Annotated in this window: 10 protein-coding genes; 6 read left to right on the top strand and 4 right to left on the bottom strand. The window is 70.2% G+C overall.

Annotation, left to right across the window (positions count from 1 at the left end; translation table 11 throughout):
• Positions 1–32 precede the first annotated feature (32 nt).
• Positions 33–2,237, bottom strand: coding sequence for a 1,4-alpha-glucan branching protein GlgB (gene glgB / locus G6N60_RS19955; protein ID WP_163740503.1), 2,205 nt, complete (start codon positions 2,235–2,237; stop codon positions 33–35).
• A 7-nt stretch (positions 2,238–2,244) separates the two neighbouring features.
• Complete coding sequence (locus G6N60_RS19950; protein ID WP_163740501.1) at positions 2,245–4,335, bottom strand: alpha-1,4-glucan--maltose-1-phosphate maltosyltransferase; 2,091 nt, start codon at positions 4,333–4,335, stop codon at positions 2,245–2,247.
• Positions 4,336–4,489: 154 nt separating this feature from the next.
• On the opposite strand from G6N60_RS19950, the gene glgP reads away from it, so the two are divergent.
• Together glgP and G6N60_RS19940 are read left to right on the top strand one after the other, a co-directional pair.
• Entirely contained in the window at positions 4,490–7,069 is a 2,580-nt protein-coding gene (glgP, locus tag G6N60_RS19945) for an alpha-glucan family phosphorylase (RefSeq protein WP_163740499.1), read from the top strand.
• Positions 7,066–7,914 carry a virginiamycin B lyase family protein gene (locus tag G6N60_RS19940; RefSeq protein ID WP_163740497.1) on the top strand — a complete coding sequence of 283 codons (849 nt, stop codon included), beginning with the start codon at positions 7,066–7,068 and terminating at the stop codon, positions 7,912–7,914. Before glgP ends, G6N60_RS19940 begins: the two co-directional genes overlap by 4 nt.
• Positions 7,915–7,969: 55 nt before the next feature.
• Here G6N60_RS19940 and G6N60_RS19935 read toward each other — a convergent pair whose 3' ends face one another.
• Complete coding sequence (locus G6N60_RS19935; RefSeq protein WP_276027851.1) at positions 7,970–9,865, bottom strand: ATP-dependent DNA helicase; 1,896 nt, start codon at positions 9,863–9,865, stop codon at positions 7,970–7,972.
• Positions 9,866–9,949: 84 nt separating this feature from the next.
• Positions 9,950–11,761 (bottom strand): nicotinate phosphoribosyltransferase, encoded by a 1,812-nt coding sequence (locus tag G6N60_RS19930; RefSeq protein WP_281355748.1) that lies wholly within the window; start codon positions 11,759–11,761, stop codon positions 9,950–9,952.
• Here G6N60_RS19930 and clpS point away from each other — a divergent pair.
• From clpS to G6N60_RS19910, 4 genes are all read left to right on the top strand, one after another.
• Positions 11,760–12,062 (top strand): ATP-dependent Clp protease adapter ClpS, encoded by a 303-nt coding sequence (gene clpS / locus G6N60_RS19925; RefSeq protein ID WP_163740495.1) that lies wholly within the window; start codon positions 11,760–11,762, stop codon positions 12,060–12,062. The genes G6N60_RS19930 and clpS overlap by 2 nt on opposite strands.
• Before the next feature lie 13 nt (positions 12,063–12,075).
• Complete coding sequence (gene aosR, locus G6N60_RS19920; protein WP_163740493.1) at positions 12,076–12,657, top strand: oxidative stress transcriptional regulator AosR; 582 nt, start codon at positions 12,076–12,078, stop codon at positions 12,655–12,657.
• Between the two features lie 5 nt (positions 12,658–12,662).
• A complete protein-coding gene (locus tag G6N60_RS19915) occupies positions 12,663–13,712 on the top strand; it encodes a P1 family peptidase (RefSeq protein ID WP_163740491.1) in 1,050 nt (349 codons plus the stop codon).
• Between the two features lie 78 nt (positions 13,713–13,790).
• Positions 13,791–14,441, top strand: coding sequence for a rhomboid family intramembrane serine protease (locus tag G6N60_RS19910; protein WP_163740489.1), 651 nt, complete (start codon positions 13,791–13,793; stop codon positions 14,439–14,441).
• The last annotated feature ends 60 nt before the right edge of the window (positions 14,442–14,501 follow it).

Here is a 14,501-nt window from a genome sequence, read left to right as displayed (position 1 = left end):
TTGTGGGCCCTTTACGTCTGTTCGCGGGGGTGTCAGATGGGTTCGAACCACAGCGCCGACAGGGGCGGCAACACCATCTCCGCGGACGCCGGGCGGCCGTGCCACGGGTCGGCGGTCGCCTCGACCGCGCCGAAGTTGCCCGCGCCCGCTCCGTTGTAGATCGTCGCGTCGGTGTTGAGCACCTCGCGCCATGTGCCGGTATGCGGCAGCCCCAGTCGGTAGGGGCTGTGCTCGGCGCCGGAGAAGTTGAAGACGCACGCCAACATCGAGCCGTCGTCACCGAAGCGCAGGAAGCTCAGCACGTTGTTCGCCGAGTCGTTGGCGTCGATCCAGGAGTAGCCCTCAGGGCTGGAGTCGCGCGACCACAGTGCGCGCCGCGCCTTGTACACCTCGTTGACGTCACCGACCATGCGCTTGATGCCGCCCGAGAACGAGTTCTCGTCGAGCTGGAACCAGTCGACGCCCCGCTCCTCGGACCATTCGGCACGCTGACCGAACTCCTGCCCCATGAACAGCAGCTGCTTGCCGGGGTGGGCCCACTGGTAGGCCAGCAGGCTGCGCAGGCCGGCGGCCTTCATGTGGTCGTTGCCGGGCATCCGGCCCCACAGTGTGCCCTTGCCGTGCACCACCTCGTCGTGGCTGATCGGCAGGACGAAGTTCTCGCTGAATGCGTACAGCAGGGAGAACGTCAGTTCGTGGTGGTGATAGGTGCGGTGGATCGGATCGCGGGCCTCGAAGGCCAGCGTGTCGTTCATCCACCCCATGTTCCATTTCATCGAGAAGCCAAGGCCGCCAAGGTTGGTCGGCCGGGTGACGCCCGGCCACGACGTCGACTCCTCGGCAATGGTGACGATGCCGGGGGTGACCTTGTGTACGGTCGCGTTCATCTCCTGCAGGAACTGCACCGCCTCCAGGTTCTCCCGCCCACCGTAGATGTTCGGCGTCCACCCGCCCTCCGGGCGCGAGTAGTCCAGATAGAGCATCGAGGCCACGGCGTCGACCCGCAGCCCGTCTACGTGGAACTCCTGCAGCCAGTACAGCGCGTTGGCGACGAGGAAGTTGCGCACCTCCGGTCGGCCGAAGTCGAATACGTAAGTGCCCCAATCGAGTTGCTCGCCGCGGCGCGGATCGGAGTGCTCGTAGAGCGGCGTTCCGTCGAACCGGCCGAGCGCCCAGGCGTCCTTGGGGAAGTGCGCGGGCACCCAGTCCACGATGACGCCGATGCCCGCCTGGTGCAGTGCGTCGACCAGGTACCGGAAGTCGTCGGGCGTGCCCAGCCGCGACGTCGGCGCGTAGTAGGAGGTGACCTGATAACCCCACGAGCCGCCGAACGGGTGCTCGGCGACGGGCAGCATCTCGACGTGCGTGAAGCCCTGCTCGACGACGTATTCGGTGAGCTGCGTGGCCAATTCGCGATACGTCAGCCCCGGCCGCCACGACATCAGGTGCACCTCGTAGGTGCTCATCGGCTCGAAGACGGGGTTGCGCTGGGCGCGCTCGGTCATCCACGCGGCGTCGTCCCAGGTGTACTGACTCTTCGTGACGCGCGACGCGCGTTGCGGGGGCACCTCGGTCGCGAACGCCATCGGGTCGGCGCGTTCGGTCGTCACGCCGTCGGCGCCGTGCACGCGGAACTTGTAGAGCCCATCGGTGGGGAAGTCGGGCCAGAAGATCTCCCACACCCCCGTCGAGCCCAGCGTGCGCATGGGGGCGTCATTGCCACTCCAGTGGTTGAAGTCGCCAATGAGGCTGACACCCTTGGCATTCGGAGCCCACACGGCGAACGAGACGCCCTCGACGGGCCCGTCGGCGGTGCTGTAGGACCGCGGGTGTGCGCCGAGCACCTCCCACAGCCGTTCGTGGCGGCCCTCGGCGAACAGGTGCAGATCGACCTCGCCGAGGGTGGGCAGGAAGCGGTACGGGTCGGCGACGGTGTGGACGTTGCCGTCCGGATAGGTCACCTCCAACCGGTAGTCGATCAGCCCGGTGAACGGCACCGCCACCGCGAACAGCGCGTCCTCGACGTGGCTGAGCACGTAGCGGTCCTTGCCGATGAGGGCCACCACCTCCTGGGCGTTGGGCCGCAGCACCCGGATGACGGTGTGGTCGTCGTACTCGTGGGCACCCAGAATCGAGTGCGGATCGTGGTGGGTGCCCGACAGCAGCCGGGACAGTTCTCCGTCGTCGGGTCGCAGGCGGGTACTGGTCGTGCTGGAGACGTCGTTCGTGCGGGTCATGTGGTACTCATTCCCTCCGCAGCAGCTCGAGCCGCTTCTCGGTTGGTATATGCGGCATGTTCAGGACGTGGGCCACCGCGCGTGCGGGATCCAGCCGGACGTAATTGGCGTTGCCCCACTGGTATTCGTCGCCGGTGATCTCGTCGCGGACCCAGAACCGGTCCTGATCGGACATGCCGAGGGCGGCCATGTCCAGCCACAGCGTGGACTCCTCGGCGCCGAACGGGTTGAGGGTGACGACGACGAGGACGCAGTCACCGCTGATCGGATCGAACTTGCTGTAGGCCAGCAGTGCATCGTTGTCGAGGTGGTGGAAGGCGATGGTGCGCAGTTCACTCAACGCGGGATGCACCTTGCGAATCTCGTTGAGCCGCGTGATGAACGGCTCGAGCGAGTAGCCCGACGCGACGGCGGCCTCGAAGTCGCGCGGTCGCAGTTCGTACTTCTCGGAGTCGAGGTACTCCTCGCTGCCCTCCCGCACCGCCTGGTGCTCGAACAGTTCGTACCCCGAGTAGACGCCCCAGGTGGAACTCATCGTCGCGGCCATCACCGCGCGGATCGCGAACATGCCGGGGCCGCCGTACTGCAGGCTCTCGTGCAGGATGTCGGGGGTGTTGACCCAGAGGCTCTGACGGGCGTAGTCGGCGTGCTCGGCGATCTGCTGGCCGAACTCGGTCAACTCCCACTTGGCCGTACGCCACGTGAAGTACGTATACGACTGCGTGAAGCCCAGTTTCGCCAACCCGAACAACCGCGCGGGCCGCGTGAAGGCCTCGGCCAGGAACAGCACGTCGGGATCGTCGTTCTTGGCCTCGCCGATCAGCCAGGCCCAGAAGTTCGGCGGCTTGGTGTGCGGGTTGTCGACGCGAAACACCTTGACGCCGTGCGACATCCAGAACCGGACGACGCGGAGCACCTCGGCGTAGATGCCAGCCGGATCGTTGTCGAAGTTGACGGGGTAGATGTCCTGGTACTTCTTCGGCGGATTCTCCGCATAGGCGATGGTGCCGTCGGGCAGCACGGTGAACCACTCGGGATGGGCCTTGGCCCACGGGTGGTCGGGGGCGCACTGCAGCGCCAGGTCGAGGGCGACCTCGAGGCCGTTGCTGCGGGCCTCGCCGACGAAGTCGTCGAAGTCGTCGATCGTGCCGAGCTTGGGGTGCACCGCGTCGTGGCCGCCCTTGTCGCTGCCGATGGCCCACGGCGAGCCGACGTCCTTGGGCGCCGCCGTCACGCTGTTGTTCTTGCCCTTGCGGTGCACCTTGCCGATCGGATGGATGGGCGGCAGGTACACGATGTCGAAGCCCATGTTCGCGATGCGGGGCAGCGCCTTGCTCGCCGTCGCGAAGGTGCCGTGCACGGGCTTGCCGTCGGCGTCCCAGTCGCCCGTCGAGCGCGGGAACATCTCGTACCACGAACTGAACCGGGCCAGCGGACGATCCACCCACACGCCGTACTGCTCTCCCCTGGTGACGAGTTCGCGCAGCGGGTGCTCGGCCAGCAGCTCCGCCACCTCGGTCGACAGCGCAGCACCGGCCCGGGTGAACGGGTCACCCGGGGTGCGCAGGCTCTCGGCCGCCGCGATCAGCGGGTAGCGCTCCTGGCGCGGCAGCGCCGTCGCGGCACGTTCGAGCAATTGCGCCCCGACCAGCAGGTCGTTGTCGAGTTCGGCCTCGCCCTGCCCGGCCTCCAGCTTCGCGGTGACATTCTTGCGCCAGGTCGCGATGGGGTCACCCCACCCGTCCACGCGGAACGTCCACAGTCCCACGGCGTCGGGGGAGAACTGGCCGTGGAAGACGTCGGGTTCGCGGCCCGGTGACATCGGCAGGCGCTGCGGCTTGACGCGCTGCGAACCGCCGATGACCTCGGTGATGGGGACGGCCTCCACGTGCGAGGACTGCAGCCCCGCGGGCGCCGCGGCCAGTTCGGGATAGGCCGTGCCGTGGTAGCGCACCACCAGCGTCGCCGACACCGCGTCGTGGCCCTCGCGCCACACCGTGGCCTTGACCGGCATCACCTCGCCGACCACGGCCTTCGCCGGATATCGACCATGAGAAACCACGGGCGCGACGTCATCGATCTCGATACGACCGGCCACCACTGCTCCTTACGCCCGTGGCTGACCACGGACCGTCGTGCTTGATTACCGTCTGCTCTTCCCCTGCCGCGACCTATACCCACCGTAGTGCGCGACTCAACCCCATGGGCACGATGCAGTCGCCGGGGTCGGCGCGACAGTAAGGTGAATCCACGTGAAGGCCCTTCGTCGATTCACCGTCCGTGCCCACCTGCCCGATCGTCTCTCAGCCCTGGAGAGACTGTCGACGAACCTGCGGTGGTCATGGGACGAACCGACGCAAGAACTGTTCGCCACAATCGATTCCGCGCTCTGGGAACAGCTGGGACGGGACCCGGTCGCCCTGCTCGGTGGCGTGAGTCCCCGCCGCCTCGACGAGCTCGCCGTCGACGACGGGTTCCTGGCCAGGCTCGATGCGCTCGCCGATGCGCTCGACACCTACCTCACCCAGCCGATGTGGTATCAGGAGCAACGCGAGGCCCAGCCCTCGTGGCCCACCGGCATCGCCTACTTCTCCATGGAATTCGGTGTGGCGGAGGTGCTGCCGAACTACTCGGGCGGTCTCGGCATCCTGGCCGGTGACCACCTCAAGTCCGCCTCCGACCTGGGCCTGCCCCTGATCGCCGTCGGGTTGTACTACCGGTCGGGGTACTTTCGGCAGTCGCTGACCGCCGATGGCTGGCAGCACGAGGACTACCCCTCCCTCGATCCGCAGGGTCTGCCGTTGCGACTGCTGACCGACTCCGCGGGTGACCCCGTGCTGGTGAGCCTGGACATGCCCGACGACGCGCGGCTCAACGCGCAGGTGTGGATCGCCCAGGTGGGCCGAATTCCGTTGCTGCTCTTGGATTCCGACATACCGGACAACGACCACGACATGCGCTCGGTGACCGACCGGCTCTACGGCGGCGACCAGGAGCACCGCATTCGACAGGAACTCCTGGCCGGCATCGGCGGAGTGCGCGCGATCCGTGCGTTCACCGCCGTCGAGGGACTGCCGGAGCCGCAGGTGTTCCACATGAACGAGGGCCACGCCGGGTTCCTCGGCGTCGAGCGGATTCGCGAATTGGTCACCGACGGTGGTCTGGAGTTCGACACGGCCCTGACGGTGGTGCGTTCGAGCACGGTGTTCACCACGCACACGCCCGTGCCGGCGGGCATCGACCGGTTCCCGGTGGAGATGGTCGAGCGCTACCTCGGGTCCTCCCGATTGCTGCCGGGCGTCCCGCTGGAACGCATCCTCGGCTTCGGCGCCGAGGACGACCCCACCAAGTTCAACATGGCCCACATGGGTCTGCGCCTGGCCCAGCGCGCCAACGGGGTGTCGCTGCTGCACGGCCAGGTCAGCCGGGGCATGTTCAACGACCTATGGAAGGGCTTCGACCAGGACGAGGTGCCGATCGGGTCGATCACCAACGGCGTGCACGCGCCGACGTGGGCGGCCCCGCAGTGGGTGCAGCTGGCCCGCGAACTCGTCGGAGAGGACCTCGGCTCCCTCAGCGAGGCCGACACCTGGCAGCGGCTGCAGCAGGTCGATCCCGGCCACCTGTGGTGGATCCGTTCGCAACTGCGTGACCTGCTCGTCGCCGACGTGCGTCGCCGGCTCCGGCGATCCTGGCTCGAGCGGGGTGCGGCCGAGGCCGAATTGGGTTGGATCGCAAACGCTTTCGACCCCGGCGTCTTGACCGTCGGATTCGCGCGACGGGTGCCGACCTACAAGCGCCTCACCCTGATGCTGCGCGACCCCGACCGGTTGGAGAAGTTGCTCCTCGACGACGAGCGCCCCGTGCAGCTGATCGTGGCCGGCAAGTCTCATCCCGCCGACGACGGCGGCAAGGCGCTGATCCAGCAGATCGTCCGGTTCGCCGACCGGCCCGCGGTGCGGCACCGCATCGCGTTCCTTCCCGACTACGACATGTCGATGGCGCGCCTGCTGTACTGGGGCTGCGATGTCTGGCTGAACAACCCGCTGCGGCCGTTGGAGGCCTGCGGCACGTCGGGCATGAAGAGCGCGCTGAACGGCGGACTCAACCTGTCGATCCGCGACGGGTGGTGGGACGAGTGGTACGACGGGGAGAACGGCTGGGAGATCCCCACCGCCGACGGTCTGGCCGACGAGGCTCGTCGCGACGACCTGGAGGCCACCGCCCTCTACGACCTGCTCGAGAAGTCGGTGACGACGAGCTTCTACGAGCGCGACGAGAACGGCGTCCCGCAGCGATGGGTCGAGATGGTGCGGCACACGCTGCAGGTGCTCGGGCCCAAGGTGCTGGCCTCGCGGATGGTGCGTGACTACACCGAGAAGTACTACGCCCCTGCCGCACAGTCGCTGCACCGCACGATCGAGGAGGTCGACGGCGTGCCGTTCGGTGCGGCCATCGAACTCGCCGCGTACTGCGAACGGGCGCGACGGTCCTGGCCGCGGGTCGAGATCACCGACGTCGACAGCTACGGGCTGCCGGACACCCCGCTCCTGGGCTCGGAGCTGACCCTGACCGCGACGGTGCAGCTCGACGAGCTGGGGCCCGACGAGGTGGTGGTGGAGGCCGTCGTCGGCCGGGTCGACGCCAGCGACGTGCTGCTGGATCCGGTCACGGTGCGGATGGCCCATGCCGGGTCACCGGACGGCATCGAGCTCTTCACGGCGACGATCCCGCTGCCCGTCGCCGGTCCGGTCGGGTACACCGTGCGGGTCCTGCCGCATCACCGGTTGCTGGCCGCCGACAGCGAGCTGGGTCTCGTCGCACTCGCGTGAGCCGCATCTTCGAGGTCGCCGTCGACGGCGGGCCGTATGCGCTCGCAGCCGGTGCCGACGGCGCCATGTGGGTGACGCTGGTGCACCGCGGCGCGATCGCCCGGGTGACCGCGCCCGGTGACGTCGAGATCTACCCGGTGGCGCAGGACAGCAGGCCGTCGATCATCACCGCGGGGCCCGACGGCGCCCTGTGGTTCACCCGCGCGGGGGACGACCGCATCGGCAGGATCTCGACCGCCGGCCGGCTCGACGCGTTCGAACTCGGGTCGGGCAGCGCGCCGTACGGCATCACCGCCGGGCCCGACGGGGCGCTGTGGTTCACCGCTACGGGCACCGGCGTGATCGGCCGCATCGACGTCGACGGCGTGGTCAGCGAGGAGGCCGCCCCGGGCGGCATGCCGTCGATGATCACGACGGGACCCGATGGCGCGCTGTGGTTCACGTTGAATCGGGCGAACGCCATCGGGCGCCTGGACCGCGGCGCGGTCACCCTGCGCACGGTGCCGACCCCGGGTGCGGGTCCCGTCGGCATCGCCGGCACGCACGACGACGCGGTGTGGTTCACCGCGATCACCGCGGACAAGGTCGGCCGCATCCCGATGGACGAGGCGCTGCAGGAACTCGACCTGCCCGGCAAGCCGCACGCGGTCGTCGCCGACCCGGCGGGCGGGGTGTGGGTCAGCCTGTGGGGCGCCGACCAGATCGCGCGCGTGCACGCCGACGGCGAGGTCGCGACCATCGACCTGCCCGCGGGCAGCGAGCCCCACGGCCTGGCGATCGGGCCCGACGGCGCGCTGTGGGTGGCGCTCGAGGCGGGGTTCGTGATGCGCCTCCCCACCGTCTGAACGCGCGCGATTCGTGTCGTTCTAGGAGCGCCGGGCGCTCCGAGAACGACGCGAATCACGGGGTGCGGAGGCGTTCGAGGGCCTGGCGGACGCGGGCGGTGTCGGTGGTCGCCCAGAACGGCGGCAGGGAGGACCGCAGAAAGCCCGCGTAGCGCGCGGTCGCCATCCGCGAGTCGAGGACGGCGACGACACCGCGATCGTCGACGCTGCGCAACAGCCGGCCGGCGCCCTGGGCGAGCAGGAGCGCGGCGTGGGTCGCCGCCACGGCCATGAAGCCGTTGCCGCCGTGCGCCGTCACGGCCCGCTGCCTGGCCGTCACCAGCGGATCGTCGGGGCGGGGGAACGGGATGCGGTCGATCAGGACCAGCGACAGCGACGGGCCGGGCACGTCGACGCCCTGCCACAGCGACAGCGTGCCGAACAGCGTGGTCTCGTCGTCCTCGGCGAACCGCCGGACCAGTGCCGACGTGGTGTCCTCGCCCTGGCAGAGCACCGGCGTGTCCAGGCGCGCCCGCATCGCCTCGGCCGCCGCCCTGGCCGCGCGCATGGACGAGAAGAGTCCGAGGGTCCGCCCGCCCGCCGCGGCGACGAGGCCCTCGATCTCGTCGAGCTGCTCCGCCGAGCCGGTGCCGTCGCGCCCCGGCGGCGGTAGGTGCGCCGCGACGTAGAGGATGCCGGACTTGGCGTGCGCGAAGGGCGATCCGACGTCGATGCCCCGCCAGCCGGGTGCGTCGTCGCCGAGCAGCGTCAGGCCCCACGACCGGGCCATGGCGTCGAACGTGCCGCCGATGGTCAGCGTCGCCGAGGTCAGGATCACGGTCGACTGCTCGAAGAGCCTGTTGCGCAACAGGTTCGACACCGACAGCGGCGCGACGCGCAGAATCGCGCGCTTGGCGCCGCGGACCTCCTCGTGGTCGAGCCACACGACGTCGGTGCGGTCGGGGATGGCGGGGCCGTAGGAGTTGAGGATGCGCGATGCGGTGTCGCTGACGTCGTTGAGGGCGGTCACCGCCTCGTTGCGGGCGGCCGCCGCCTTCGGGTCGCCGGGCGCGGTGTCGATGGCCGCGCGCACCCGGTCCGCCGAGTCCCGCAGCACGGTCAGGTAGGTGGCGAGCTCGTCGTCGAGGACGTCCTTGCGGCCCGGCGGCTCGTCGTAGATCGCGGAGGTGAACACCGCGGTCGCGGCCTCGAACCGCTCGGCGAGTTCGGGGTCCACCAGCCGCGCCGAGCGGCGGTGCGCGACGCCGAGCATGGTGGCCGACAGCTCGCCGGTCGCCACGCTGGTCACCCGGTCGACCAGTTCGTGGGCCTCGTCGACCACCAGCAGCTGGTGCTCGGGCAGCACGTTGACGTCGGAGATCGCGTCGATGGCCAGCAGCGCGTGGTTGGTCACGACGACGTCCGCCGACCCGGCGCGCCCGCGTGCCTTCTCGGCGAAGCAATCGGTGCCGTAGGGGCACCGCGCGGCGCCGAGACACTCCCGTGCGGACACGCTGATCTGACTCCAGGATCGGTCGGGCACCCCGGGTGAGACCTCGTCGCGATCGCCGGTCTCGGTCTCCGACGACCACGCCAACAGGCGCTTGACGTCGCGCCCCAGCGCCGTCGATGCGACCGCGTCGAACAGCTCGTCCTGGGGCAGGTCGTCGGACTCGGCGGCGCCGTTGTGAATCTTGTTGAGGCACAAGTAGTTTCCGCGCCCCTTGAGGAGGGCGAACTCGGGGCGACGCGGCATCTCACCGGTGAGAGCGTCGGCCAGCCGCGGCAGATCCCGGTCGAAGAGCTGGCGCTGCAGGGCGATCGTCGCCGTCGAGATCACCACGGGCTCGGCGCGTTCCATGGCGCGCTTGATCGACGGCACCAGGTAGGCCAGGGACTTCCCCGTGCCGGTACCGGCCTGCACGGCGAGGTGCTCACCGGTCTCGAAGGCGTGGTCGACCGCCTCGGCCATCTCGATCTGACCGCTGCGCTCGGTCCCGCCGAGTGCGGTGACCGCCCTGTCCAGAAGATCCTTGACGCCGCCCGTGGCTCCTCCTCAGGCCTGGACCATGCGGGTGGGGATCGCCGGCTCGCCGCGCGAGAGCTTCAGCCCGTCCCACGGCAGACTGTGCAGACCCGCCGCGACGCGGGCCCGCGCCGACGCCAGGTCGAACTCGACGACGGGTCGACCGTCGCGCACCAACGGGTGGGACAGCGCCGTCGCGGTCAGGCCCGCGGTCTCCGGCGGCGGCCGATCGGCGGGGTGCACGATCTCCTCGACGACGGTGCCGGTCGGCTTGGCCAACCGGTGCGCCTGCTTGCGCCCGCCGTGAGACTCCTTGTGGCTGCTGCGTTTGGCGACGGGAACGCCGTCGACCTCGACGAGCTTGTAGACCATGCCCGCCGTCGGCGCGCCGGAGCCCGTGACGAGCGAGGTGCCGACGCCGTAGGAATCGACGGGCTCGGCGCGCAGGGCGGCGATGGCGAACTCGTCGAGGTCACTGGTCACGACGATGCGGGTGTCCGGCGCCCCCAGTCCGTCGAGCTGATCGCGCACCTGGCGGGCCAGCACGCCGAGATCACCGGAGTCGATGCGCACGGCCCCCAGCCCCGGGCCCGCGACGGCGACGGCGTTGGCGACGCCCGCGGTGATGTCGTAGGTGTCGACCAGCAGGGTGGTCCCCACGCCGAGCGCGTCCACCTGTGCCTGGAACGCGGCCCGCTCGTCGGGACCGTCCGCCGAGGTGTGCAGCAGCGTGAAGGCGTGCGCGCTGGTGCCCAGGGCGGGCACGCCGTACCGGCGCTGCGCCTCGAGGTTCGACGAGCCCGAGAACCCGGCGATGTACGCCGCCCGCGCCGCAGCGACCGCGGCCCGCTCGTGGGTGCGGCGCGACCCCATCTCGATGAGGGGCCGACCCTCCGCGGCGCTCACCATGCGCGCGGCCGCCGAGGCGATCGCGCAGTCGTGGTTGAGGATCGACAGCGCCAGGGTCTCCAGCAGCACGCACTCGGCGAACGTGCCGTGTACCGAGAGCACGGGGGAGCCGGGGAAGTAGAGCTCGCCCTCGGCATAACCGTCGACGTCCCCGGAGAACGCGTAGTCGGCGAGGTAGTGCAGGACGTCGGGGTCGAGGAAGTCGGCGAGCAGGGCCAGCGCGGTGTCGTCGAACCGGAACTGCGCCAACGCTTCCACGAAGCGGGCCGTGCCTGCGACGACGCCGTAGCGTCTGCCCTCGGGCAGGCGGCGCGCGAAGACCTCGAACGTCGTGCGCCGGTGCGCGGTGCCGTCCCGCAGCGCGGCCGCGAGCATCGTCAGCTCGTATTTGTCGGTGAGCAGTGCGGTACGTGCTTGCTCCTCGCGCAAGCGCTCGTCGGTGCTCGCCGGCTCCTCGCGCAAGCGCTCGTCGGTGCTCGCCGGCTCCTCGCGCAAGCGCTCGTCGGTGCTCGCCGGCTCCTCGCGCAAGCGCTCGTCGGTGCTCGCCGGCTCCTCGCGCAAGCGCTCGTCGGTGCTCGCCGGCTCCTCGCGCAAGCGCTCGTCGGTGCTCGCCGGCTCCTCGCGCAAGCGCTCGTCGGTGCTCGCCGGCTCCTCGCGCAAGCGCTCGTCGGTGCTCGCCGGCTCCTCGCGCAAGCGCTCGTCGGTGCTCGCCGGCTCCACGCGCAAGCGCTCGTCGGTGCTCGCCGGCTCCTCGCGCAAGCGCTCGTCGGTGCTCGCCGGCTCGATGCGCAAGCGCTCGTCGGTGCTCGCCGGCTCCTCGCGCAAGCGCTCGTCGGTGCTCGCCGGCTCCTCGCGTAAGCGCTCGTCGGTCCCCACAGCGCCAACCGTAGCGGTTCCCACCCCCCAACCCCGCCCGTCTATTCTTGGCGGCATGGTTACGCCGGCGCGGACCCAGCCAGGGACTCGCGAGGAACGCGATGTCGAAGTCACCGAGGCCACCGAGAGTCCGTGGGTGACGCTGGTGTGGGACGATCCGGTGAACCTCATGTCCTACGTCACCTACGTGTTCCAGAAGCTGTTCGGCTACAGCGAACCGCACGCCACCAAGCTCATGATGCAGGTCCACGAGGAGGGCAAGGCCGTGGTGTCCGCGGGAAGTCGGGAGTCGATGGAGATCGACGTGACGAAGCTGCACGCGGCGGGTCTATGGGCCACCATGCAGCAGGACCGCTGACCCGGTAGCCGGCGTGCGCAAATGGAAGCGAGTGGACACCGCTGAGGGAACCCGGTTTCGGTCTGCCCTGGCAGCTCACGAGGCGACGCTGCTGAAGAGCCTGGTCAACTCACTGGTGGACATGCTGGTCGACCGCGAAAGTTCTTCTCCCACAGACGAACTCGAAGAGTTGACGGGGATGCGCACGGGGCACACGGCACCCCCGGACGACGACACGATGGCGCGACTGCTGCCCGACTTCTTCCGGCCCCAGCACGATCATCCGGCCGGCTCGCGCACCGCCGAGAGCCTCAACAGTGCGCTGCGCAGCCTGCACGAGCCGGAGATCATCGACGCCAAACGCCATGCGTGCCAACGATTGCTGGACACGCTGCCGGCGGGCGGCGGCCGATTCGAGATCGCCGAGGACGACGCACACTGCTGGGCTGCGTGCGTCAACGACATCCGCCTGGCGCTGGGCACGATGCTCGAGATCGGCCCCGACGGGCCCGACCACCTGCCCGCCGAGCACCCGATGGCCGGACACCTCGACGTGTACCAGTGGCTGACCGTGCTGCAGGAGTACCTGGTGCTCGGGTTGATGGGCAAGCGGTAGCAGCGGTGTCGACGCGCGGGTCGATCACCGACGTGTCGGGCATCCTCGTGGGCAACCACCACCGGCTCGATCCCGACGCGACGCTGGGCACCGGATGGGCCTGCGGCACCACCGTCGTGCTGCTGCCCCCGGGCACCACCGGCGCCGTCGACGTCCGCGGCGGCGCCCCCGGCACGCGGGAGACCGATCTGCTGGACCCGGCGAACAGCGTGCGCTTCGTCGACGCCGTCGTGCTGACCGGAGGCAGCGCCTACGGCCTGGCCGCGGCGGACGGCGTGATGCAGTGGCTCGAGCAGCACGACCGCGGCCTCGCGATGGACGGCGGCCTGGTGCCGATCGTGCCCGCCGCGGTGATCTTCGACCTGCCCGTCGGCGGCTGGCACCTGCGGCCCACCGCCGAGTTCGGATTCGCCGCGGCCGAGGCGGCGGGTCTCGACGTGGCCGTCGGCACCGTCGGCGCGGGGGTCGGCGCCAGGGCGGGCGCGCTCAAGGGCGGACTCGGCACGGCGTCGGTGTCGCTGCCCGACATCGGGGTGACGGTCGGCGCCGTCGTGGCGGTCAACGCGGCGGGCAACGTCGTCGACCCCGCCACCGGGCTGCCGTGGATGGCCGACGCGATCGCCGAGCACGGGCTGACCGCGCCGCCCGGCGAGCAGATCGCCGCGCTGGCCGAACGCGATGCCGACCTGTCACCGCTGAACACGACGATCGCCGTCGTCGCCACCGACGCCGCGCTGAGCAAGGCGGCCTGCCGGCGAGTCGCCGTGGCCGCGCAGGACGGTCTCGCCCGCACCATCCGGCCGTCGCACACCCCGGTCGACGGCGACGCCGTGTTCGCCCTGTCGACCGGCGCGATCGAGATCTCGCCCGCCACGTGGAACAAGGCCACCCCGGCGGGAATGTCGCCGGAGACCAAGCTCGCGACCGTCGTCGGAGAGGCCGCGGCGGACTGTCTGGCGCGCGCGGTGCTGGTCGCGGTCCTCGCGGCGCAGCCCATCGCGGCGATACCCACCTACCGCGAGCTGCTGCCGGGGGCCTTCGCGGCAGTGCCGTAGGCGCATCGGGCCCCGCGGGGACGCGCCGCCCGCCGGTAGCCTCGACGGGGTGGCAGTCGTGTTGGAAGCGCAGCAGCGATGAGCAACGGCCTCGCGCCCACCCCCGCCGGCAAGAAGCGGCCGACGTGGGTCGTCGGCGGTGCCACGATCATCTGCTTCGTCGTGCTGCTCTACGTCGTCGAGGCGTGGGACGCGCTGCACCATCAGGAGCTCGACGCCGACGGCATCCGGCCGTGGACGGTCGACGGGCTGTGGGGAATCCTGTGGGCCCCGCTGCTGCACGCGAACTGGGAGCACCTCAACGGGAACGCGGGCTTCGCGCTCGTGCTGGGCTTCCTGATGACGTTGATCGGGATGGGGCGCTTCGTCTACGCGACCGCCATCGTGTGGGTGCTCGGCGGATTCGGCACGTGGCTCATCGGCAACGTCGGCTCGTCGTACGAGACCACCCACATCGGGGCGTCCGGCCTGATCTTCGGGTGGCTGACGTTCCTCGTCGTGTTCGGCTTCTTCACCCGCCACGCGTGGCAGATCGTCGTCGGCGTGGTGGTCCTGTTCCTGTACGGCGGGGTGCTGTGGGGCGCGCTGCCCGGCACGTTCGGGGTGTCCTGGCAGGGGCACCTCTGCGGCGGGATCGCCGGCGTCCTCGCGGCGTACGTCGTCTCCGGACCCGAACGCAAGGCTCGCGCCAAGCGTCCCGTCGGCACCGCTCCGCGGCTCTCGAGCTAAGCGTCGGCCTGATTTGCTAGCCCTGCTCCCGCGCGACGGTTTGGCGCGGTGGCGTGGGGT

Origin of the sequence: Mycolicibacterium madagascariense, assembly GCF_010729665.1 — a bacterium.
Lineage (GTDB): Bacteria > Actinomycetota > Actinomycetes > Mycobacteriales > Mycobacteriaceae > Mycobacterium > Mycobacterium madagascariense.
Note: the sequence above shows the minus strand (reverse complement) of the source record. Positions and strands in the feature narration are given on the sequence as shown.

What these genes read in the sequence shown, in the direction of transcription:
- G6N60_RS19910 (WP_163740489.1), top strand. Translation starts at nt 13,791, where the DNA reads ATGAGCAACGGCCTCGCGCCCACCCCCGCCGGCAAGAAGCGGCCGACG.
- G6N60_RS19930 (WP_281355748.1), bottom strand. Translation starts at nt 11,761, where the DNA reads ATGCCGCCAAGAATAGACGGGCGGGGTTGGGGGGTGGGAACCGCTACG.
- G6N60_RS19935 (WP_276027851.1), bottom strand. Translation starts at nt 9,865, where the DNA reads ATGGCCGAGGCGGTCGACCACGCCTTCGAGACCGGTGAGCACCTCGCC.
- glgB (WP_163740503.1), bottom strand. Translation starts at nt 2,237, where the DNA reads ATGACCCGCACGAACGACGTCTCCAGCACGACCAGTACCCGCCTGCGA.
- clpS (WP_163740495.1), top strand. Translation starts at nt 11,760, where the DNA reads ATGGTTACGCCGGCGCGGACCCAGCCAGGGACTCGCGAGGAACGCGAT.